Below are 20,331 nucleotides of genomic sequence, written 5' to 3' on the forward strand. Positions count from 1 at the left end.
AGAGCAAATCGCGCTGTAAAGATCACTGTTAATCGCCGACGGGTCTGTCGACATAAGTCCCTGTGGGGCGCTCGCCACAAGAGCGAAGTTTTTGCGTAAAATGCCGGCCTTTCGTCACACCTCACGGATTCGCGTCATGGGCACTCTCACGGTTAACCAGAACAAACTGCAAAAGCGCCTTCGCCGTCAGGCCGGTGAGGCTGTTGCCGATTTCAACATGATTGAAGACGGCGACAAGGTCATGGTCTGCCTGTCCGGTGGCAAGGACAGCTACACCATGCTCGACGTGCTGATGCACTTGCAGAAGGTCGCCCCGATCAAGTTCGAGATCGTGGCCGTGAACATGGACCAGAAGCAGCCAGGGTTCCCGGAGCACGTGCTGCCGGCCTACCTCAAGGAACTGGGCATCGAGTACCACATCGTCGAGAAAGACACCTACTCGGTGGTCAAGGAGCTGATCCCGGAGGGCAAGACCACCTGCTCGCTGTGCTCGCGGCTGCGTCGCGGCACGCTGTACACCTTTGCCGACGAAATCGGCGCGACCAAAATGGCCCTCGGTCATCACCGTGACGACATCGTCGAGACGTTCTTCCTCAACATGTTCTTCAACGGTTCGCTCAAGGCCATGCCGCCAAAACTGCGCGCCGACGACGGGCGCAACGTGGTGATCCGTCCGCTGGCCTACTGCAACGAAAAAGACATCCAGGCCTATTCGGACTTCAAGCAATTCCCGATCATCCCGTGCAACCTCTGTGGTTCTCAGGAAAACCTGCAACGTCAGGTGGTCAAGGACATGCTGCAAGACTGGGAACGCAAGACCCCGGGCCGTACCGAAAGCATTTTCCGCAGTCTGCAAAATGTGCAGCCGTCTCAACTGGCGGATCGCAACCTGTTTGATTTCACCAGCCTCAAGATCGACGAGACGGCGGCTTCGCGCTTCGTTAACGTGGTCAACCTCTGATTAAAACTGTGGGAGCGAGCCTGCTCGCGAAAGCGGTGTGTCATTCAACGAGTAGGTTGACTGATGCTCCCTCTTCGCGAGCAGGCTCGCTCCCCCATTTGGTTTTTCGTTTAATACCTCAGGAGAGGGCATGCGCGATTACAAGTGGCTGCACGAATACTGTCTGAACCGCTTCGGTTCAGCAGCTGAACTGGAAGCCCATCTGCCCGTTCCGAAAACCCCGGCACAATTGCGCAAAATCAGCGACGACCGCTACCTCTCGACTATGGCCCTGCGGGTCTTCCGCGCCGGCCTCAAGCACAGCCTGGTGGACGCCAAGTGGCCGGCTTTCGAAGAAGTGTTCTTCAAGTTCGACCCGGAGAAAGTCGTGCTGATGAGCGCCGAACACCTCGAACGCTTGATGCAGGATGCGCGAATCATCCGCCACCTGGGCAAGCTCAAAAGCGTGCCGCGCAACGCGCAGTTCATTCTGGACGTCGCGCATGAGAAGGGCAGCTTTGGTGCGCTGATTGCCGATTGGCCGGTGACGGATATCGTCGGGCTGTGGACGTACCTTAAAAAACGCGGCCATCAATTGGGCGGGCTGTCGGCGCCGCGTTTCTTGCGCATGGTCGGCAAGGACACGTTTGTGCCGAGCTACGACGTGGTTGCGGCGTTGAATGCGCAGAAGATCGTCGACAAGGTGCCGACCAGTTTGCGCGATCTGGCCTTGGTGCAGGAGGTGTTCAACCAGTGGCATGAACAGAGTGGCGGGCGGGCGATGAGCCAGATTTCGATGATGCTGGCTTACACCGTCAATCATTAAGACCGAGTTGATCCCATCGTGAGCAGGCTCACTCCTGCAGGGGATTTGTGAACACCACAGATCCAGTGTAGGAGTGGGCCTGCTCGCGACAGCGGTCTGTCAGGCGACGCTAATCTCACCTTCGCCCGCAAGCTTGCGATTGAGCTGAAACCGCCACCGCACATACAACAATGCCGAGCAAAAGACTGCCAGGCTCGCCCCCATCTCCAGCAACCCAAACAGCTGCCGGTTCGGGTCATACGCCGCCAACGCGCCTTTGATGAAATACAGGTTCACCACAAAACACATCCACGAATGCCCGCGGGCACTGCCGATAATCATGCCGGGTGCCAGTAACAACAAAGGCACCAGCTCGATCAGCAGAATCACCCATGGCCGCGCGCCATGCAGGTCGGCGAACACCAGGTAGTAGGCGCACAACAGCCCCACCAGACCGAAAAAGCACAGCAGGCTGATGACGCGCATCGCCCGGACCCGCGGCTGGAGCCATTCAATGGACGGCAGAATCTTCGGCTTCTTGGCCACGTCAGTTCCCCAGCTTTTGCGCAGTCTTCGCCAACCGCAGGCCCAAGGCCCGGCACAGCGCCACTTCATGTTCATTCAAACCGCTTTTGCCGTCGGCCCCGGCGTGATGACTGGCGCCGTATGGCGTGCCGCCGCCACGGGTTTCCAGCAGCGCCGACTCGCTGTAAGGCAAGCCGGTGATCAGCATGCCGTGGTGCAGCAGCGGCAACATCATCGACAGCAGCGTGGTTTCCTGGCCGCCGTGCAGGCTCGCCGTGGAGGTGAACACGCCAGCCGGCTTGCCCACCAGCGCGCCGGTCAGCCACAGGTTGCTGGTGCCATCGAGGAAATACTTGAGTGGCGCGGCCATGTTGCCGAAACGGGTCGGGCTGCCCAGGGCCAGGCCCGCGCAGTTCTTCAGGTCGTCGAGGCTGGCGTACAGCGCGCCTTCGTCCGGAATGTCCGGCGACACCGCTTCACATTCGGTGGAGATCGCCGGCACGGTGCGCAGGCGCGCTTCCATCCCGGACTGCTCGACGCCACGGGCAATTTGCCGGGCCATTTCATTGGTCGAGCCGCTGCGGCTGTAATACAGCACCAGAATGTACGGCGCGCTCACGGCAGCAACTCCAGGATTTGCTCTGGCGGACGGCCGATGACGGCTTTGTCGCCGACTTCGAGAATCGGTCGCTCCATGAGTTTCGGATGCGCCGCGATGGCGCCGACCAATTGCGCTTCGCTCAGGCTGCTGTCCGCCAGGTTGAGGGTTTTGTACTCGTCCTCACCGGTGCGCAGCAGTTGCCGGGCACTGAGGCCGAGTTTCCTCAGCAGGGTCTGGATTTGCGCGGCGTCCAGCGGAGTTTCGAGGTAGCGGACCACGGTCGGGGTCAGGCCACGGGCCTCGAGCAGTTCGAGCGCACCGCGGGATTTCGAGCAGCGCGGGTTGTGATAAAGCGTCAGATCGGTCATGTGCGGGTCGCTTCTTGCGTAAAGTGGCGGCTATTCTAACTGTGCAGCGCGCAATCCAGAACCTTGCGAGGCGATGGGTCGCAGGCGCATTCAATTTTGAGCAAGGATTACGACATGACAAGGCAACTGGCAGCGGCATTGGCGATTATCGGGGCGTTGATGCTGGGGGGCTGCGGCAATGACTATGGTATCGACCAGGACGGTCACAAGGTTGCTGCCAATCGCCTGGATGGCAAATGGCTGGTGCTTAATTACTGGGCTGAGTGGTGTGGCCCCTGCCGGACCGAGATTCCACAGTTGAACGCGTTGGCCGATCAGTTGAAGGACAAGAAGATCGGCGTGTTCGGGGTCAATTTCGACAACGTGCAGGGTGAAGAGCTGAAGAGCGCCAGCGAGAAACTGGGGATCAAGTTCACGGTCCTGGCTTCAGACCCGGCCGATTTTTTTGAATTGCCACGCAGCGAGGCGTTGCCGGTGACGTACATCATCGATAACAAGGGCAAGGTTCGCGAACAACTGATGGGCGAGCAGACGGCGGCGGGGGTGATGGCAAAGCTTGAGGCGTTGCAGGCGGTCAAGTGAGATGACTGTTAAGCCGTACACGACTTGTAGCAGCTGGCGCAGCCAGCTGCTACATAGGTTGCTGTGCGTCGATCAACCCTCTTCAAGCCACCAACGCAACGGCTTGCCTTCGGCCGGCCAGAAACGCATCTGCTCGATCGGGGAAATGTCCCAGCGCTGCACGCCTTCCAGCGCCTGCAAGAAGCGTTTTTCCTGCTCCATGACTGCTGGCGCGCACAACTTGCGGGTGCTGCCGATCTGGCCGAAGCTCAGCTTGTCGCCTTCCAGAGTGTAGGGCGCGAACCAATGGTTGCAGCCGCCGTTGCCGTAGGCCCGGCCGTCGTCACCGAGGGTGATGGTCAAGTGGCTGTAGTCCATCAACGGACGTTCGCCGATCCATTCCAGAATGTAGCTACGGTTTTGTTGCAGTTGCACCGGCTCGGCGGCGCAGCCCAGCAGGCTGGCACCGACCAGGGAGGTCAGGGCGAGGCGTTTCATCACGCAGACTCCTGGCATGTCGGGCACAGGTGTTTTTCACCCACGGTGGTCCAGCCCAATTCGGCAATCCGCGCATTAGCAGCCGGTTTTTCAGCCTTGTTGCCCAGTTTGGCGTCGACCGCGAATTCAAAGCTCAAGGCTTTGGCGCAGCTGTCGCAATTGACTTCCCAGGTGTGGATCCCCAACTCGCCGAACACCGGGCCACTGCTCACCGCGACCCATTGGCCCGGCGGGTTGATCAAGTGGCGAACCGTTTCAACGGTCAGGCGCATGGACAAGTCCTTGCTGCCTTTGAGGGTCACTACCAGCACGTCGCCAATCCGGATCGAGCCGCCGTTGCCGGTGACTTGATAACGCCCCGGCACGAGGGCCCGGCATTCGGTAAGGGTGTGTTGCGGGCTCATCAGGGTGTAGCGGAAATCGTGTTCGACCATGGGTCCTCCAAATATGCGCGGTATGCTATCACGGGCCTGCACGCAGCATGGGGCGGGGAGATGACCTTCGATCAGGTTCAAAAAACCTGTCGACTCATGGCACACTGCCGCTTTTACACTTTTAGGGAACGGACATGGCGTTAATCGAATGTTATGAGTGCAAGCAAAGCATCAGCTCTACGGCGCCTGCTTGCATTCATTGCGGTGCACCGGCGGCAACGGTGCAAGCGGCCACTTCGACAGTAGCGCCCGTACAGGCACCGATTTCTTTCGGGCGTTTGCCGGAAGATGAGAAAGTGGCCCGGGTGACTCCAGCCGCGTTCGGACGCAAACGAAAAACCCAGGTGGAAGCCGACGTTTCAGCACCGGCTCCGACACCCACGCTGAACGGGACGCGACCGGTAGAACTCTGGCTGAAGCTGATGATTTTCTTCCTGCCGCCGTTTTTTGTCTGGTTCCTGCTGCGTCGCGGGCATTCCGTGGGGCAGCGCTTGCTCGGTTTCGGCTGGCTGGGCCTGATGATCCTGTTGTCCAAAGCCTGAGAAAAATCAGCCCTCGACCTGATTCTGCGGCGTTCCGGCGCCCCAGGCGACGATGTTCTGCAAGGTCGTCGCGGCAATCGCGCCCAGGGCTTCGCGGGTCAGGAAGGCCTGGTGCGCAGTGACGATCACATTCGGAAAGGTCAGCAGCCGCGCCAGCACATCATCCTGTAGCGGCAGGTCCGAGCGGTCCTCGAAAAACAGCTGCGCCTCTTCTTCATACACATCCAGCCCCAGATAACCCAATTGGCCGTCCTTCAAGGCGTCGATCAGCGCCGGGGTGTCCACCAGGCCGCCGCGCCCGGTGTTGATCAGCATTGCGCCCGGTTGCATGTGCGCCAGTGATTCTCGGTTGATCAGGTGTTTGCTTTGCTCATTGAGTGGGCAATGCAGGCTGATGATCTGCGACTGCGCCAGCAGTTCCGGCAAACTCAGGTAGCGGGCGCCAAGGGCTTCGACCTGCGGATTGGGGAACGGGTCGTAGGCGAGCAACTGGCAGCCGAAACCGTTCATGATCTTGGCGAACGTTGCGCCGATCTGCCCGGTGCCGACCACGCCGACGGTCTTGCCCACCAGGTCGAAGCCGGTCAGCCCGTGCAGGCTGAAATCGCCTTCGCGGGTGCGGTTGTAGGCCCGGTGCAAGCGGCGGTTGAGCGCCAGGATCAACGCAACCGCGTGTTCAGCCACAGCGTGCGGGGAGTAAGCCGGGACGCGCACGATTGCAAGGCCCAGACGTTTCGCCACCGCCAGGTCGACATGGTTGTAACCGGCCGAGCGCAGGGCAATCAGGCGCGTACCGCCCGCAGCAAGACGTTCCAGCACCGGGGCGCTGAGGTCGTCATTGATGAAGGCGCAGACCACCTCGTGATGTTCTGCCAGCGCCACGGTATCAAGGCTCAGCCGCGCCGATTGAAAGTGCAGTTCGATGCCGGCGGGCAGCTCGGCGCCCAGAAAACTGTCACGGTCGTAGGTCTGGCTGCTGAAAAGAATCGTGCGCATGAGTCCTCCATTTAACTCGGTCAAAGCTTTTATGTAGCAGCCTTCGGCAGCTGCTACCAAAGGCAGCTTAGCGCTGATGGTGGTCAGCGCCGTTGCGCTGCATCAAGCGTTGATGCGGGCATGCGCGGCCAGGCGATTGATCGCCCGGTCGAGGTCTTCCAGCGCGCCGGGGGCTTTCGGGTCCTGTTGCTTGAGCAGGGTTTCACTGCGTTGACAGGCCGCACGCAGTTGCGGGACGCCGCAATAACGGGTCGCCCCGTGCAAGCGGTGGACGCGTTCGATCAATGCATTCTGGTCATTGCTTTCCCGGGCGATGCGAATGGCTTCGCGGTCGGCTTCAAGCGAGGCCAGCAACATTGCCAGCATGTCTGCCGCCAGATCCGCCTTCCCCGCGGCCAGGCGTAAACCTTCTTCGGGGTCGAGCACCAGCAAATCATGCCCGCCACCGTGGCTTTCGTTGGCACGCTCCGGCCCATGGTTGCGCAACGCCAGACCTGTCCACTTCAGCACCACCTGCGCCAGTTGCCGCTCGCTGATGGGTTTGGTCAGGTAATCGTCCATGCCGCTTTGTAGCAGTGCGCGTTTTTCATTGGCCATGGCGTGAGCGGTGAGGGCAACGATCGGCAGCGGAGTGCAATGCCGCTCGCTTTCCCACTGGCGAATCGCTTCGGTGCTTTGACGCCCGTCCATGCCGGGCATTTGCACGTCCATCAATACCAGGTCGAAGGTTTCGTTCTGCACCGCTTTGACCGCCGCGTAACCGCTTTCAACTGCAAGCACCTTGGCACCCATGTCTTCGAGCAGGGTTTGCACCAGCAACAGGTTGGCCGGGTTGTCGTCGACGCACAGGACTTTCGGCGCACGACTGGAGACCGGTTCGCCGGGTTCGCTGCGCTGCTGGCGCGGGTTGACCAGATCGGACAAGGCCCGACGCAGTTTGCGCGTGCAGGCCGGTTTGGCCTGAAGCTGACTGTGCGGGTTCGGCACCGAGAGATGGAACAGCGTCTGCTCGGTGGTCGGGCACAGCACCAGGACTTTGCAGCCCAGGTGTTCGAGGTCCCAGATGTGCTGGTTGAGACGCTCGGGCGGCATGTCGTTACTGGTGATGCCGAGCACCGCCAGGTCGATGGCCTGATCGGTCTGATGCGCGCCGGTCACGCCATTGGCCAGGCTTTCCAGGGTATTGAACGGCGTGACGCTCAGGCCGCAATCTTCCAGTTGATGCTGCAATGCCTGCCGCGCCAGTTCATGGTTTTCCAGCACCGCCACGCGGCGCCCGAGCAGGGGAGCGCTGGGCAGGTCTTCGGCGTCGTCGCGGGTCTTGGGCAGGCTCAGGCTGATCCAGAACTCCGAACCTTCGCCCGGCGTACTGTCGACGCCAATCTCGCCGCCCATCTGTTCAATCAGTCGCTTGGAAATCACCAGCCCCAGCCCGGTGCCGCCGGGTTGCCGAGACAACGAATTGTCGGCCTGGCTGAAAGCCTGGAACAGCGCGCGCACGTCCTGACTCGACAGGCCGATGCCCGTGTCCTGGATGCTGATGCGCAGTTGCACGCTGTCTTCGTGTTCTTCTTCGAGCATGGCACGGGCGACGATGGTGCCTTCGCGGGTGAACTTGATCGCGTTGCTGACCAGGTTGGTGAGGATCTGCTTGAGTCGCAGCGGATCGCCCACCAGCGACAACGGCGTGTCGCGATAGACCAGACTCACCAGTTCCAGCTGTTTTGCGTGGGCGGCGGGGGCGAGGATGGTCAGGGTGTCCTGCAGCAAGTCGCGCAGGTTGAACGGAATGTTGTCGAGCACCAGTTTGCCGGCCTCGATTTTCGAGAAGTCGAGGATCTCGTTGATGATCCCCAGCAAGCTGTCGGCGGACTTTTCGATGGTGCCCAGGTAGTCGAGCTGACGCGGCGTCAGCTCGCTTTTTTGCAGCAAGTGGGTGAAGCCGAGAATGCCGTTGAGCGGCGTGCGGATTTCATGGCTCATGTTGGCCAGGAACTCGGATTTGATCCGGCTCGCTTCCAGGGCTTCCTTGCGCGCCAGGTCCAGCTCGATGTTCTGGATCTCGATGGTTTCCAGATTCTGACGCACGTCTTCGGTGGCCTGATCGACACTGTGCTGCAATTCTTCCTGGGCGTTCTGCAGGGTGCCGGCCATGCGGTTGATGCCGGACGCCAGTTCATCCAGTTCCTGGCTGCCGAGGGGCGGCAGGCGGGTTTCCAGATGACCGTCCTTGAGTTGCGCCACCGCCAGTTTGATCTGGCTGATCGGCCGATTGATGGTCCGGCCCATGCGCAGGGCCAGCAGCGCCGCACCCGCCAGACCGGCAGCAATCATCATCAGGCTGGCAAACAGGCTGCGGTAACCGCGCAGCAACATGCCGCTGTGCGACAGCTCGAGTTCGACCCAGCCCAGCAGGCGGTCGGCTTCGTCGGGAATCAAGTCGCCGGCCAGGTTGCGGTGTTTGCCGAACACCGGCAGCAGGTAACGCGTCGCATCGTTGCCGCTGCGGCGCAACATCTTCGAACCGTCGCCCAGCGGCGGCGCCTGATTGAGCATGGTCGGGCCGGCGTGGGCTACCGGTGTGCGGTCGGGGGCGAGGAAGGTCACTGCGCGCACGTCGGCTGTTTCCAGCGACTGGGTGGCGATGCGTTCCAGCAGCTCATTGTCCTTGTGCGCCATGGCCGGGGCCACCAGCGGTGCCAGCTGCTCGGCGATCATTTCGCCGCGCTGCATCAGTTGGGATTGCAGGTCGGATTGCTGCATCCAGGTGAAATAGCCGCCCAGGACCAAGGCCATCAGAGTGGTCGGCAACAGGGTCAGCAACAGCACGCGGCCTTTAATTCCCAGTTTCTTGAGCACGCATCTCTCCTGCATCCAGCGATTGATTGACCTGCGGGTACATCCGGTACGCGCCACCCGGGCAGTGTAGCGATTTGCAGGCAGTCAATCTTCGTAAAATTGATGTCGTCATTCGTCGGCGGGCGGGCTGCTTTTGTGTCTTGGGCAAACCTTGGGTTGCCCATCGGCAGGCAATCTTTAATAATCGCTCAACTGAGAATTATTTGCAGATACTGATGACTCCCATCCCGATTGGCCATCCCCGAATCCTTTCCATCGAAGACGACCTCGTGCTCGGTGCCTATGTGCGCGAGCATTTGGGCCGTTGCGGTTTTCAGGTGACCTGGTGCCAGAACGGTCAGGAAGGCCTGGCCATCGCGCGCCAGCAAGCTTTCGATGTGGTGTTGATGGATATCCTGCTGCCGGGCCTGGACGGGCTCAATGTGTTGACGCAATTACGCCAGAGCCATGCCACGCCCGTGGTGCTGATGTCGGCATTGGGTGCCGAGGAGGATCGCATCAGCGGCTTTCGTCTGGGCGCCGATGACTACCTGCCAAAACCCTTCAGCATGGCCGAGTTGCGCGTGCGCATCGAAGCGATCCTGCGTCGGGTGGCGCTCGACCGTCGACCGGCGCCGCAGCCGTTGGCCTGCGAGGCGCACAGCCTGCGTTTTGACGATGAACTGTGTGAGGTTTTCCATGGCGAGCACGCCGCCGGCCTGACTCGCAGCGAATATCGGTTGCTGGAAACGCTCAACCGCAATGGCGATGAAGTGTTGAGCAAAGCCTTCCTGTATCAGCATGTGCTGCAACGGGGTTACGCCGCCCATGACCGCAGCCTCGACATGCACATCAGTCAGATCCGCCGCAAGCTCAAGGGTATCGGCTACACCGAGCGCGAAGTGCGTACGGTTTGGGGCAAGGGTTACGTCCTGAGTGCTGCCGATGAAATGGTCTGACCTGCCGGGACGTCACTCGCTGTTCTGGAAACTTGCCTGTTTGTTGGTAGCGTTTTGTCTGCTGATGATCTGGCTGAGCTGGTCGTGGGGGCGGTACATGGAGCAGAAAAACCTGTTCTTGTCCGAAGAGGCCCGGATCACGCTGACCCGCTACGCCGCCGAAGCCGAGCAAGCCTGGAATCAGCACCAGAGTGCAGGCGTCGACGTCTGGCTGCAGGGTATCGGCAAGCGCGAGAGATCCTGGGTCGGTGTCATCGGCGCTGACTTGCAGTCGTTGAGCAGCTATCCGCTGACAGATAAAGAAATTCAGCGCCTGACCTTTTTGCGGGGGCTGGATTGGCCAACGAGTCGCCACACCAGGGGCTTGCCATGGTTGAGAATCCCTTTTCCCAACGACCCGGCGGCCGGCAGCCTGGTGATCGAGTTGCCCCAACGTTTTGTACCGGGGCAATACCGGTTGATCTGGCGCGTGATCACCAACGGCATCATTCCGGGAATGTTCACACTGTTGTTGTGTGTCGGTCTGTATCGACTGCTGGTCGTGCCGTTGAACAGTCTTCGCGAACAGGCCAACGCCTGGCGCGCGGACCAATTGAACGTGCGCCTGTCGAGCAGCACCACCAATCGTTCGGATGAACTCGGCGAGCTGGGCAGGGCCTTCGATCACATGTCCGAGCGCCTGCAAAGCACCGTGGCCTTGCAGCAACAATTGCTGCGCGACCTGTCCCACGAACTGCGCACACCGTTGAGCCGCTTGCGGGTGGCCAGCGAAAGCGAGCAGGGGTTGACGGCGTTGCGCGAGCGTATCGGGCGGGAGGTCGATGGCATGCAGCGTCTGGTAGAGGACACGCTGCAACTGGCCTGGCTCGATACCGAGCGTGCGCCGTTGCCTGACGAAGCGATTCAGGTCCAGGCCTTGTGGGAAATGCTCACGGAAAATGCCTGCTATGAAAGCGGCTGGCCGGGCAGTCAATTGCGCTGCACGGTGGACTCGTCGTGCTGGGTGCGCGGCAACCTCAACACCCTGGCGCAGGCGCTGGAAAACATCCTGCGCAACGCCATTCGTCATTCGCCCAAGGGCGGCGTGGTGAGTCTGGGCGGGCAACGTGATGGCGATTTCTGGCATGTGTGGCTGGAAGATGAAGGCGGCGGGGTGGCAGAGACTGATCTTGAGCGGATCTTCTGCCCCTTCATTCGGCTCGACGGTTCGCGACCGGGGGATGGCGGGTTCGGGTTGGGGTTGAGCATTGCGAGGAATGCGGTGCGGCGTCAGGGTGGACAGTTGTGGGCTGAGAACACTGGGGGTGGGTTGCGGCTGAATATGCGGTTGGTGGCTGAAGTTGAGGGTGTGAGTGATGACGCCATCACGGGCAAGCCCGCTCCCACACTGGATGTGTGTCACCCGTATATGGCGTGATCGTCCTCTAACCCTGTGGGAGCGGGCTTGCCCGCGATGAGGCCATCCCAGCCACCCGTCACAAATTAACCAGTCGGCATAAAGGAGTGACCAGAATTTCACTGCTTATTCCCATAAGCCATAAGCACCGCACTTTGCGTGATATGGCCTTCGAACGTTTGCCGGTATGATAGGCGCCCCCGCAGTCTGGATTGCGAATACGCCATGACCTTGCAGTACCCAACCATCGCCGATTGCGTCGGCAACACTCCGCTGGTCCGTTTGCAGCGCCTGCCCGGTGCCACCAGCAATACCCTTTTGCTCAAGCTCGAAGGGAATAACCCGGCGGGTTCGGTCAAGGACCGTCCGGCGCTGTCGATGATCACTCGCGCCGAGTTGCGCGGGCAGATCCACGTCGGCGATACGTTGATCGAAGCGACCTCGGGTAACACCGGTATTGCGTTGGCGATGGCCGCCGCGATCAAGGGTTACAAGATGATCCTGATCATGCCGGACAACTCCAGCGCCGAACGTAAAGCCGCGATGACGGCTTATGGTGCCGAGCTGATCCTGGTCACCCAGGAAGAAGGTATGGAAGGCGCCCGCGACCTCGCTCAGCGGATGGAAGCCGAAGGCCGTGGCAAGGTGCTGGACCAGTTCGCCAACGGGGATAACCCGCAAGCGCACTACACCACCACCGGCCCGGAAATCTGGCGTCAGACCGAGGGCTCCATCACCCATTTCGTCAGTTCGATGGGCACCACCGGTACCATCATGGGGGTCTCTCGCTATTTGAAAGAACAGAACGAAGGCGTGCAGATCATCGGCCTGCAACCGATGGAAGGCTCGGCGATTCCGGGCATCCGTCGCTGGCCGCAGGAATACCTGCCGAAGATTTATCAGGCGGATCGTGTCGACCGTATTGTCGACATGGCGCAAAGTGAAGCCGAGGACGTGACCCGTCGTCTGGCCCGCGAAGAAGGCATCTTCTGTGGCGTGTCTTCGGGCGGCGCCGTGGCGGCGATGCTGCGCCTGTCCAAAGAAGTTGAAAACGCGGTGATCGTCGCGATCATTTGCGACCGTGGCGACCGTTATTTGTCGACCGGCATTTTCGACGCGCCTAACTGATGGCCAAGCACGAGAGAGGCCTGCGCTTCCAACCCACGGGCGGCAGCAAAGCCCCACAAATCCCGACCGGCAAAAAGCAGCGCTTGAGCATCGAGCGCCTGGCCAATGACGGTCGCGGTATCGCTTTTTTCGAAGGTCGCCCCTGGTTCGTCATCGGCGCATTGGCCGGTGAAGACGTCGAGGCGCGAGTATTGGGCGCCCACGGCAAAGTGGTCGAGGCGCGCACCGAGCGCGTGTTCCAGGCCAGCGAACTGCGTCGCCCGGCACCGTGCCCGCACGCCGGTCGCTGTGGCGGCTGCAGCGTGCAACATATGCCTCATTCTGAACAACTCGCCCTGAAACAACGCATGCTTGCCGAGCAACTGTCAAAGGTCGCCGGTGTCGAACCGCAAGAGTGGGCAGCGCCGTTGAGCGGTCCGGAATTCGGTTACCGTCGTCGCGCCCGCGTGGCGGTGCGTTGGGACATGAAAGCGAAAAAACTCGAGGTCGGTTTCCGCGCAGCGGGCAGTCAGGACATCGTCGCGATCAACGAATGCACGGTGCTGGTACAGCCCTTGCAACCGATCATGACCGGCTTGCCGGAGATGCTCCGTCGCTTGAGCAAACCTCAAGCGCTGGGGCATGTGGAATTGTTCAGCGGTTCGTCATTGGCCGTGTTGCTGCGGCACATGGCGCCGTTGTCTGACGCCGACATGGCCATCCTCAAGGATTTCTGCGCCGTCCATGAAGCCCAATTGTGGCTGCATGGGGACGGTGAACCGCAACCGGTCGAGGCCGATGCGTCGCTGGGTTATCGCCTGGAGCAGTGGGACCTGGAACTGGCCTACCGGCCGGGGGATTTCATTCAGGTCAATGCCGGGGTCAACGAAGCGATGATTGCCCAGGCGCTGGACTGGCTGAAACCGCAAGCGGATGAGCGGGTTCTGGATTTGTTTTGTGGCTTGGGTAACTTTGCATTGCCGCTGGCCAAGGCCGTTCGCGAAGTGGTCGCGGTGGAAGGTGTGCAGGCCATGGTCGAGCGGGCCGCTGCGAACGCGGCTAGTAATAATCTGCATAACGCGAAGTTTTTTCAGGCCGATTTATCCCAGCCTTTGTCCGACGCCGAATGGGCGCGCGAAGGCTTTTGTGCGGTACTCTTGGACCCACCGCGTGATGGTGCTTTCGAGGCCGTGCGCAAGCTGGCGTCCTTGGGCGCCAAGCGGTTGGTGTACGTGTCGTGCAACCCGGCAACGCTGGCGCGCGACACGGTTGAATTGATCAAGCAGGGCTACCGGTTAAAACGTGCCGGGATTCTCGATATGTTTCCTCAAACGGCACATGTCGAGGCCATGGCGTTATTTGAAGCGAGCTAGGACGGCTCGTCTGGTCCGACTGTCCCGCCCGTGCAGCGCTCGCATGAGCCCCGCGAGCGCAAGCGGGCAACGAAGGTCAGCGATTTGACGCATTGAATCTGCGTCGTAGGGAAGGTAAGCAAGATGGTACAGGTGAGAGCACACCAGCCGATCAATACAGACGGCAGTATCAATCTCGAGGCTTGGCTCGATCATGCGGTCAGTGTCGATCCGGCACTGGATCGCGAAGCCTTGAAGGAAGCGTGCGAGTTCGCTCGTACGTCTGAACAGCAGGCCAATGCGGCGAAGAATCTCTGGTCCGAAGGGACGTCGAGTTTCCGCACGGGCCTTGAGATCGCCGAGATTCTCGCCGACCTCAAACTCGATCAGGATTCACTGGTCGCCGCGATCTTGTACCGTGGCGTGCGCGAAGGGCAGATTCTGTTGCCTGCGATCAGCCAGCGCTTCGGCCCGGTGGTGGCCAAGCTTATCGACGGCGTGCAGCGCATGGCGGCGATCAGCGACAGCCTGAGCCCGCGTAAATCCTTGGTGCTGGGCACTCAGGGCCAGGTCGAAAACCTGCGCAAAATGCTGGTCGCCATGGTCGACGACGTTCGCGTCGCGCTGATCAAACTGGCTGAACGCACCTGCGCGATTCGAGCGGTGAAAACCGCCGACGACGAAAAACGCAATCGCGTCGCCCGTGAAGTCTTCGACATCTATGCGCCTCTCGCGCACCGTCTCGGTATCGGTCACATCAAGTGGGAACTGGAGGATTTGTCCTTCCGTTACCTTGAGCCTGACCAGTACAAACAGATCGCCAAGTTGCTGCATGAACGGCGTCTGGATCGCGAACGTTTCATCGCTGACGTGATGAGCCAGCTGAAGAATGAATTGCAGGCCACCGGCGTCGATGCCGACATCAGCGGCCGGGCCAAACACATCTACTCGATCTGGCGCAAAATGCAGCGCAAGGGTCTGGAATTCAGCCAGATCTACGACGTGCGCGCCGTTCGCGTGCTGGTGCCGGAAATGCGCGATTGTTACACCGCGCTCGGCATTGTCCACACCCTGTGGCGGCACATTCCCAAAGAATTCGACGACTACATCGCCAACCCGAAAGAGAACGGCTACCGCTCGCTGCACACCGCGGTGATCGGCCCCGAGGGCAAGGTGCTGGAAGTGCAGATCCGCACCCACGCCATGCACGAGGAAGCCGAGCTGGGCGTGTGTGCGCACTGGCGCTACAAGGGCACCGACGTCAAATCCGGCTCCAACCACTACGAAGAGAAAATCTCCTGGCTGCGTCAGGTCCTCGAGTGGCACGAAGAGCTGGGCGATATCGGCGGCCTGGCGGAACAGTTGCGGGTCGATATCGAGCCGGACCGGGTCTACATCTTCACCCCGGACGGTCACGCCATCGACCTGCCCAAAGGCGCGACGCCGCTGGACTTTGCGTACCGCGTGCACACCGAAATCGGCCATAACTGCCGTGGCGCGAAGATCAACGGCCGGATCGTGCCGCTCAACTACAGCCTGCAAACCGGTGAACAGGTCGAGATCATCACCAGCAAGCACGGCACCCCGAGCCGCGACTGGCTGAACCCGAACCTGGGTTACATCACCACCTCGCGGGCACGGGCGAAGATTGTCCACTGGTTCAAGTTGCAGGCGCGTGACCAGAACGTCGCGGCTGGTAAAACCCTGCTTGAGCGTGAACTCAATCGTCTGGGCCTGCCGGCGGTGGACTTCGACAAGCTGGCCGACAAGGCCAACATGAAGACCGCCGAGGACATGTTCGCGGCCTTGGGCGCCGGAGATCTGCGCCTGGCGCAACTGGTGAACCTGGCGCAGCAACTGGTCGAGCCGGAACGCGGCAACGAGCAGCTGGAGCTGATCCCGCGCAAAGCCACCGGCTACAAACCGGGCAAGCGTGGCGACATTCAGATCCAGGGTGTCGGCAATCTGATGACGCAAATGGCCGGCTGCTGCCAGCCGTTGCCGGGGGATGCCATCGTCGGCTACATCACCCAGGGCCGCGGCGTGAGCATTCACCGCCAGGACTGCGCCTCGGTGCTGCAACTGGGCGGGCGCGAGCCAGAGCGGATCATCCAGGTCAGCTGGGGCCCGGTGCCGGTGCTCACTTACCCGGTGGACATCGTCATCCGCGCCTACGACCGCTCCGGCTTGCTGCGTGACGTGTCGCAGGTGCTGCTCAACGAGCGGATCAACGTGCTGGCGGTCAACACCCGCTCGAACAAAGAGGACAACACCGCGTTGATGTCCCTGACCATCGAGATTCCGGGGCTGGATGCGCTTGGGCGGTTGCTGGGACGGATTTCCCAGTTGCCAAACATCATCGAAACCCGCCGTAACCGTACTCCTTGAGATGATCAATGTAGGAGTGAGCCTGCTCGCGATAGCGGTGTATCCGTCACGATTAATGCCGACTGACACGCCCCCATCGCGAGCAGGCTCACTCCTGCAAGGGTTTGTGTAGAGACTGATTGATGTATTCACTCGAAGACTTATTGCACTTGATGAACCGTCTGCGCGACCCGCATTTCGGTTGCCCGTGGGACATCAAGCAAACCTACGCCACCATCGTCCCGCACACCCTTGAGGAAGCCTATGAAGTCGCTGACGCCATCGAGCGCGGCGACTTCGATCATTTGCAGGGCGAGTTGGGGGATTTGCTGTTTCAGGTGGTTTATTACAGCCAGCTGGCCCGGGAAGAAGGGCGCTTCGAGTTTGCCGGTGTGATCGACAGCATCACCCGCAAGCTGATCCGTCGCCATCCTCATGTGTTCCCCACCGGTGATCTGTACGCGCCCATGGACATCCCGCGCCTGAGTGAAGAACAGGTCAAGCAGCGCTGGGAAGAGATCAAGGCCGAGGAGCGCGCCGAGAAGTCTGCCGCGCCGCAACAACTGTCCTTGCTCGACGATGTGCCTGCTGCGCTGCCGGCGTTGTCTCGTTCGGCCAAGTTGCAGAAGCGCGCCGGGCAGGTCGGTTTCGACTGGCCGGACGCCTTGCCGGTGCTGGACAAGGTTCGTGAAGAGCTTGATGAAGTGCTCGAAGCGATGGCCGACAATGACTCGGCGGCGATTGCCGATGAAGTCGGTGATCTGCTGTTTTCCGTGGTCAATCTGGCGCGTCATCTCAAGGTTGATCCGGAAACCGCGCTGCGTGGCGCCAACAGCAAATTCGAAAGACGCTTCCGTTTTATCGAACAGGCATTGCGCGACACCCACCGTCCCATAGAAGATTGCACCCTCGAAGAGTTGGACGCCTTGTGGGGCGAAGCCAAACGTCAGGAAAAGAATTTGACCAGCTGCGGTTGAGCAGTTGCCTAAGTGAGAAACAAGCACCATGAGCATTTCCCTTCGCGACCAGTTGCTCAAAGCAGGGCTGGTCAACCAGAAGCAGGCCAAACAGGTCGGCAAAGAGAAGCAGAAACAACAGCGCCTGGCCCACAAAGGCCATATCGAGCTGGATGACTCGCAGCAGCGTGCGGCGCAGGAAGCGAAGGCCGAGAAGGTCAAGCGCGACCAGGAGCTGAACCGTCAGCAGCAGGAAAAAGTCGAGGCCAAGGCCCGCGCCGCGCAGATCAAGCAATTGATCGAAGTCTCGCGTCTGCCGAAGCTGACCACCGAGGACTACTACAACTTCGTTGATGACAAAAAGGTCAAGCGCCTCTGCGTCAACACGCTGATGCGTAATCAGCTCAGCAATGGCTTCCTGGCCATCGTGCACCACGCCGGCGGTTATGAAGTGATCCCGCGTGAAGCGGCGCTGAAGATCCAGGAGCGTGATCCACAACGCATCGTGCAGATGAACGTGAAGACTGAAGAAGTGGCCGCCGAGGACGATCCGTACGCCGCCTACCAGATTCCGGATGATCTGATGTGGTAAGCCGTTAGAGGTTGCAACAACGACAAACCCCGCTCATGGCGGGGTTTGTCGTTTTCAATGCTGTAGTTGCTCAAGCGGAGCGCAACGCCCTTTGCTGCTCCAGTGTTTCCAGTTCGGTTTTGTAGTTGTGCGCGTCAGTCTCGGAGTGAAACATCCCCACCAGTAGGTCCTGTTGGTGGACATCCCAAATGCGGATACCAGCGGCTACACCCTCATGGGATTTATGTGAATCGTCGCGTTCAGTTACTTTTACAGTCATCTGCTAGCTCCAATCTCAATTATCTGCACCAAGGCGTGTGCAGGTCTTTGTTATACGTTTTGTTAGCTTGCTAAGTAAACGCTCGGGATTGGTAACGGACAATTGCCGATTCTGCAAAAGTCCTGCAGCCCGCGTAACGCGCGACATTCGGTCGCAGGGCGTTGAGTTTTATGACAAAAGCTTCATGTTCATGAATAACCAAGCTGCTACAGGAACTGCGGTGCATTCACTTTATTAGGGCACAAAAAAAACGCCCCGAACCAGTCGGGGCGTTTTTGTGTGCAGCGAAACGGCGAGGTATTACTTACCTGCCCAACGCTTCAGTACCAGCGTGGCGTTGGTGCCACCGAAACCGAAGCTGTTGCTCATCACGGTGTTGATGGTGGCATTTTCGCGCGTCTTGGTCAGGATTGGCATGTCTGCCACTTCCGGGTCCAGTTCTTCGATGTTGGCGGAACCGGCCATGAAGTTGCCTTCCATCATCAGCATGCAGTAGATCGCTTCGTGAACGCCGGCGGCGCCCAGGGAGTGACCCGACAGGCTCTTGGTGGAGCTGATGGCCGGAGCCTTGTCGCCGAACACTTCACGCACACCTTTCATTTCCGCGACGTCGCCGACCGGAGTCGAGGTGCCGTGGGTGTTCAGGTAGTCGATCGGAGCGTCAACGGTGGACATGGCCATCTGCATGCAGCGGATGGCGCCTTCGCCGCTTGGGGCGACCATGTCGTAGCCGTCGGAAGTCGCGCCGTAGCCAACGATTTCCGCGTAGATCTTCGCGCCGCGGGCCAGAGCGTGTTCCAGCTCTTCGACCACGACCATGCCGCCACCGCCGGCGATGACGAAACCGTCACGCTTGGCGTCGTAGGCACGGGAAGCTTTTTCCGGGGTTTCGTTGTACTGGCTGGACAGTGCGCCCATGGCGTCGAACAGGAACGACTGGCTCCAATGCTCTTCTTCGCCGCCGCCAGCGAACACGACGTCCTGCTTGCCCATCTGGATCTGTTCCATGGCGTTGCCGATGCAGTGAGCACTGGTGGCGCAGGCAGAAGCGATGGAGTAGTTCAGGCCCTTGATCTTGAACGGGGTGGCCAGGCAAGCGGAAACGGTGCTGCTCATGGTCCGCGTTACACGGTACGGGCCAACGCGCTTCACGCCTTTCTCGCGCAGGATGTCCAGCGCTTCCATCTGGTTCAGCGTGGAGGCGCCACCGGAACCGGCGATCAGGCCGGTACGCGGGTTGGAGACTTGCTCATCGGTCAGACCGGAGTCGGTGATGGCGTCTTTCATGGCCAGGTAGGCGTAAGCCGCCGCGTGGCCAACGAAGCGATAGATCTTGCGATCGATCAGTTCTTCGAGGGGAAGGTCGATGGAGCCGGAAACCTGGCTACGCAGACCCATTTCGGCATATTCCGGGTTGAACCGGATGCCAGGGCGACTTGCACGCAGGTTAGCGGAGACGGTCTCTTTGTCATTGCCCAGGCACGAAACGATGCCCAGACCAGTGATAACGACGCGGCGCATGCGGATAACCCTTAGAAGTTGTCAGTGGAGGTGAAAACGCCGACCCGAAGGCCTTCGGCGGTGTAGATCTCGCGGCCGTCGACGCTGACCGAACCGTCGGCAATGGCCAGGTTCAGTTTGCCTTTCAACACGCGCTTGATCTGAATGTTATAGGTGACTTTTTTGGCGGTCGGCAGGACCTGGCCGAAGAATTTCACTTCGCCCGAACCCAGCGCACGGCCACGGCCCGGCAGGCCTTGCCAGCCGAGGAAGAAGCCGACCAATTGCCACATGGCGTCAAGGCCCAGGCAGCCCGGCATCACCGGATCACCTTCGAAGTGGCAGGCGAAAAACCACAGGTCCGGAGTGATATCCAGCTCGGCGACCAATTCACCTTTGCCGTACTTGCCACCCTCGGCACTGATATGGGTGATGCGATCCACCATCAGCATGTTCGGGGCGGGCAGTTGTGCGTTACCTGGGCCGAACAGCTCACCGCGACTGCAGCGCAGCAGGTCTTCCCGAGTAAAGGCGTTTTGTTGGGTCATGCGAGCTCCTCAATAGTCCCATGCGGCAGGGTGGGGCAAATCTCCCGGCCGATCGAGGCGTTCATGCCTCGAGTCAGCAGCCTACTCATAGACTATTGCGTTGTGGTGAAAGTCACAGCACCAAGGACATGAATGTACACTTGTGCACTGAAATTATTATTCAAGCCCCTTTTCGGGCCTGTTCGGG

21 protein-coding genes are annotated in these 20,331 nt (G+C 60.3%); 11 read left to right on the forward strand and 10 right to left on the reverse strand.

Annotation, left to right across the window (positions count from 1 at the left end; translation table 11 throughout):
- Positions 1-136 precede the first annotated feature (136 nt).
- Both ttcA and AB4N43_RS24415 read left to right on the forward strand, forming a co-directional pair.
- On the forward strand, positions 137-961 hold the full coding sequence (gene ttcA / locus AB4N43_RS24410; RefSeq protein WP_027923970.1) for a tRNA 2-thiocytidine(32) synthetase TtcA: 825 nt from the start codon (positions 137-139) through the stop codon (positions 959-961).
- Positions 962-1,091: 130 nt separating this feature from the next.
- On the forward strand, positions 1,092-1,766 hold the full coding sequence (locus AB4N43_RS24415) for a DNA-3-methyladenine glycosylase I (protein ID WP_059182317.1): 675 nt from the start codon (positions 1,092-1,094) through the stop codon (positions 1,764-1,766).
- A 99-nt stretch (positions 1,767-1,865) separates the two neighbouring features.
- Here AB4N43_RS24415 and AB4N43_RS24420 read toward each other — a convergent pair whose 3' ends face one another.
- From AB4N43_RS24420 to arsC, 3 genes are read right to left on the reverse strand one after another with little or no spacing between them, the layout of a single operon-like run.
- On the reverse strand, positions 1,866-2,291 hold the full coding sequence (locus tag AB4N43_RS24420) for a DUF2069 domain-containing protein (RefSeq protein ID WP_027923972.1): 426 nt from the start codon (positions 2,289-2,291) through the stop codon (positions 1,866-1,868).
- 1 nt (position 2,292) lies between these two features.
- Positions 2,293-2,889, reverse strand: a complete 597-nt coding sequence (gene wrbA / locus AB4N43_RS24425; protein WP_027923973.1) for an NAD(P)H:quinone oxidoreductase — start codon at positions 2,887-2,889, stop codon at positions 2,293-2,295.
- Entirely contained in the window at positions 2,886-3,239 is a 354-nt protein-coding gene (gene arsC, locus AB4N43_RS24430; RefSeq protein ID WP_027923974.1) for an arsenate reductase (glutaredoxin), read from the reverse strand. Before arsC ends, wrbA begins: the two co-directional genes overlap by 4 nt.
- Positions 3,240-3,353: 114 nt before the next feature.
- On the opposite strand from arsC, the gene AB4N43_RS24435 reads away from it, so the two are divergent.
- Positions 3,354-3,821 carry a TlpA disulfide reductase family protein gene (locus AB4N43_RS24435; protein WP_059182319.1) on the forward strand — a complete coding sequence of 156 codons (468 nt, stop codon included), beginning with the start codon at positions 3,354-3,356 and terminating at the stop codon, positions 3,819-3,821.
- A gap of 72 nt (positions 3,822-3,893) precedes the next feature.
- On the opposite strand, the gene AB4N43_RS24440 is transcribed toward AB4N43_RS24435, so the two are convergent.
- Both AB4N43_RS24440 and AB4N43_RS24445 read right to left on the reverse strand, forming a co-directional pair.
- Positions 3,894-4,298: an META domain-containing protein gene (locus AB4N43_RS24440; RefSeq protein ID WP_027923976.1), complete on the reverse strand. Its 405-nt coding sequence runs from the start codon at positions 4,296-4,298 to the stop codon at positions 3,894-3,896.
- Positions 4,298-4,732, reverse strand: a complete 435-nt coding sequence (locus AB4N43_RS24445; RefSeq protein WP_027923977.1) for a hypothetical protein — start codon at positions 4,730-4,732, stop codon at positions 4,298-4,300. Before AB4N43_RS24445 ends, AB4N43_RS24440 begins: the two co-directional genes overlap by 1 nt.
- A gap of 134 nt (positions 4,733-4,866) precedes the next feature.
- On the opposite strand from AB4N43_RS24445, the gene AB4N43_RS24450 reads away from it, so the two are divergent.
- The gene (locus AB4N43_RS24450) at positions 4,867-5,274 is read left to right on the forward strand and encodes a hypothetical protein (protein ID WP_027923978.1); all 408 of its coding nucleotides are present in this window, start codon (positions 4,867-4,869) and stop codon (positions 5,272-5,274) included.
- Between the two features lie 6 nt (positions 5,275-5,280).
- Here AB4N43_RS24450 and AB4N43_RS24455 read toward each other — a convergent pair whose 3' ends face one another.
- Together AB4N43_RS24455 and AB4N43_RS24460 are read right to left on the reverse strand one after the other, a co-directional pair.
- Positions 5,281-6,270 (reverse strand): 2-hydroxyacid dehydrogenase, encoded by a 990-nt coding sequence (locus AB4N43_RS24455; RefSeq protein WP_027923979.1) that lies wholly within the window; start codon positions 6,268-6,270, stop codon positions 5,281-5,283.
- A gap of 102 nt (positions 6,271-6,372) precedes the next feature.
- Positions 6,373-9,129, reverse strand: coding sequence for a response regulator (locus AB4N43_RS24460; protein WP_027923980.1), 2,757 nt, complete (start codon positions 9,127-9,129; stop codon positions 6,373-6,375).
- A 215-nt stretch (positions 9,130-9,344) separates the two neighbouring features.
- Here AB4N43_RS24460 and AB4N43_RS24465 point away from each other — a divergent pair, with 215 nt between their 5' ends.
- The 7 genes from AB4N43_RS24465 (at position 9,345) to AB4N43_RS24495 (ending at position 17,837) form a co-directional block, all read left to right on the forward strand.
- On the forward strand, positions 9,345-10,067 hold the full coding sequence (locus AB4N43_RS24465; protein ID WP_027923981.1) for a response regulator transcription factor: 723 nt from the start codon (positions 9,345-9,347) through the stop codon (positions 10,065-10,067).
- Positions 10,054-11,484, forward strand: coding sequence for a histidine kinase sensor domain-containing protein (locus AB4N43_RS24470; protein WP_460152048.1), 1,431 nt, complete (start codon positions 10,054-10,056; stop codon positions 11,482-11,484). Before AB4N43_RS24465 ends, AB4N43_RS24470 begins: the two co-directional genes overlap by 14 nt.
- 204 nt (positions 11,485-11,688) lie before the next feature.
- Entirely contained in the window at positions 11,689-12,591 is a 903-nt protein-coding gene (cysM, locus tag AB4N43_RS24475; RefSeq protein WP_027923983.1) for a cysteine synthase CysM, read from the forward strand.
- Entirely contained in the window at positions 12,591-13,943 is a 1,353-nt protein-coding gene (rlmD, locus tag AB4N43_RS24480; protein ID WP_460152050.1) for a 23S rRNA (uracil(1939)-C(5))-methyltransferase RlmD, read from the forward strand. The genes cysM and rlmD overlap by 1 nt, the downstream gene beginning before the upstream one ends.
- A gap of 123 nt (positions 13,944-14,066) precedes the next feature.
- Positions 14,067-16,310, forward strand: a complete 2,244-nt coding sequence (gene relA, locus AB4N43_RS24485) for a GTP diphosphokinase (protein ID WP_027923985.1) — start codon at positions 14,067-14,069, stop codon at positions 16,308-16,310.
- Positions 16,311-16,432: 122 nt separating this feature from the next.
- The gene (mazG, locus tag AB4N43_RS24490; RefSeq protein WP_410922901.1) at positions 16,433-17,266 is read left to right on the forward strand and encodes a nucleoside triphosphate pyrophosphohydrolase; all 834 of its coding nucleotides are present in this window, start codon (positions 16,433-16,435) and stop codon (positions 17,264-17,266) included.
- 28 nt (positions 17,267-17,294) lie between these two features.
- A complete protein-coding gene (locus AB4N43_RS24495; protein ID WP_059182324.1) occupies positions 17,295-17,837 on the forward strand; it encodes a DUF2058 domain-containing protein in 543 nt (180 codons plus the stop codon).
- A gap of 70 nt (positions 17,838-17,907) precedes the next feature.
- Here AB4N43_RS24495 and AB4N43_RS24500 read toward each other — a convergent pair whose 3' ends face one another.
- The 3 genes from AB4N43_RS24500 to fabA all read right to left on the reverse strand — a co-directional run bounded on the left by AB4N43_RS24500 (position 17,908) and on the right by fabA (position 20,144).
- Positions 17,908-18,096: a hypothetical protein gene (locus AB4N43_RS24500; RefSeq protein ID WP_027923988.1), complete on the reverse strand. Its 189-nt coding sequence runs from the start codon at positions 18,094-18,096 to the stop codon at positions 17,908-17,910.
- A gap of 300 nt (positions 18,097-18,396) precedes the next feature.
- Positions 18,397-19,617: a beta-ketoacyl-ACP synthase I gene (fabB, locus tag AB4N43_RS24505; protein ID WP_027923989.1), complete on the reverse strand. Its 1,221-nt coding sequence runs from the start codon at positions 19,615-19,617 to the stop codon at positions 18,397-18,399.
- Positions 19,618-19,628: 11 nt separating this feature from the next.
- Positions 19,629-20,144: a 3-hydroxyacyl-[acyl-carrier-protein] dehydratase FabA gene (gene fabA, locus AB4N43_RS24510; protein ID WP_008148022.1), complete on the reverse strand. Its 516-nt coding sequence runs from the start codon at positions 20,142-20,144 to the stop codon at positions 19,629-19,631.
- Positions 20,145-20,331 lie beyond the last annotated feature (187 nt).

The sequence above is a fragment of the Pseudomonas sp. S2_B07 genome, from assembly GCF_054668435.1.

What these genes read in the sequence shown, in the direction of transcription:
- AB4N43_RS24495 (WP_059182324.1), top strand. Translation starts at nt 17,295, where the DNA reads ATGAGCATTTCCCTTCGCGACCAGTTGCTCAAAGCAGGGCTGGTCAAC.
- AB4N43_RS24465 (WP_027923981.1), top strand. Translation starts at nt 9,345, where the DNA reads ATGACTCCCATCCCGATTGGCCATCCCCGAATCCTTTCCATCGAAGAC.
- cysM (WP_027923983.1), top strand. Translation starts at nt 11,689, where the DNA reads ATGACCTTGCAGTACCCAACCATCGCCGATTGCGTCGGCAACACTCCG.
- mazG (WP_410922901.1), top strand. Translation starts at nt 16,433, where the DNA reads ATGTATTCACTCGAAGACTTATTGCACTTGATGAACCGTCTGCGCGAC.
- ttcA (WP_027923970.1), top strand. Translation starts at nt 137, where the DNA reads ATGGGCACTCTCACGGTTAACCAGAACAAACTGCAAAAGCGCCTTCGC.
- rlmD (WP_460152050.1), top strand. Translation starts at nt 12,591, where the DNA reads ATGGCCAAGCACGAGAGAGGCCTGCGCTTCCAACCCACGGGCGGCAGC.
- AB4N43_RS24435 (WP_059182319.1), top strand. Translation starts at nt 3,354, where the DNA reads ATGACAAGGCAACTGGCAGCGGCATTGGCGATTATCGGGGCGTTGATG.
- fabA (WP_008148022.1), bottom strand. Translation starts at nt 20,144, where the DNA reads ATGACCCAACAAAACGCCTTTACTCGGGAAGACCTGCTGCGCTGCAGT.
- AB4N43_RS24500 (WP_027923988.1), bottom strand. Translation starts at nt 18,096, where the DNA reads ATGACTGTAAAAGTAACTGAACGCGACGATTCACATAAATCCCATGAG.
- AB4N43_RS24445 (WP_027923977.1), bottom strand. Translation starts at nt 4,732, where the DNA reads ATGGTCGAACACGATTTCCGCTACACCCTGATGAGCCCGCAACACACC.
- fabB (WP_027923989.1), bottom strand. Translation starts at nt 19,617, where the DNA reads ATGCGCCGCGTCGTTATCACTGGTCTGGGCATCGTTTCGTGCCTGGGC.
- AB4N43_RS24455 (WP_027923979.1), bottom strand. Translation starts at nt 6,270, where the DNA reads ATGCGCACGATTCTTTTCAGCAGCCAGACCTACGACCGTGACAGTTTT.
- AB4N43_RS24415 (WP_059182317.1), top strand. Translation starts at nt 1,092, where the DNA reads ATGCGCGATTACAAGTGGCTGCACGAATACTGTCTGAACCGCTTCGGT.
- AB4N43_RS24450 (WP_027923978.1), top strand. Translation starts at nt 4,867, where the DNA reads ATGGCGTTAATCGAATGTTATGAGTGCAAGCAAAGCATCAGCTCTACG.
- AB4N43_RS24470 (WP_460152048.1), top strand. Translation starts at nt 10,054, where the DNA reads ATGAAATGGTCTGACCTGCCGGGACGTCACTCGCTGTTCTGGAAACTT.
- AB4N43_RS24440 (WP_027923976.1), bottom strand. Translation starts at nt 4,298, where the DNA reads ATGAAACGCCTCGCCCTGACCTCCCTGGTCGGTGCCAGCCTGCTGGGC.
- relA (WP_027923985.1), top strand. Translation starts at nt 14,067, where the DNA reads ATGGTACAGGTGAGAGCACACCAGCCGATCAATACAGACGGCAGTATC.
- arsC (WP_027923974.1), bottom strand. Translation starts at nt 3,239, where the DNA reads ATGACCGATCTGACGCTTTATCACAACCCGCGCTGCTCGAAATCCCGC.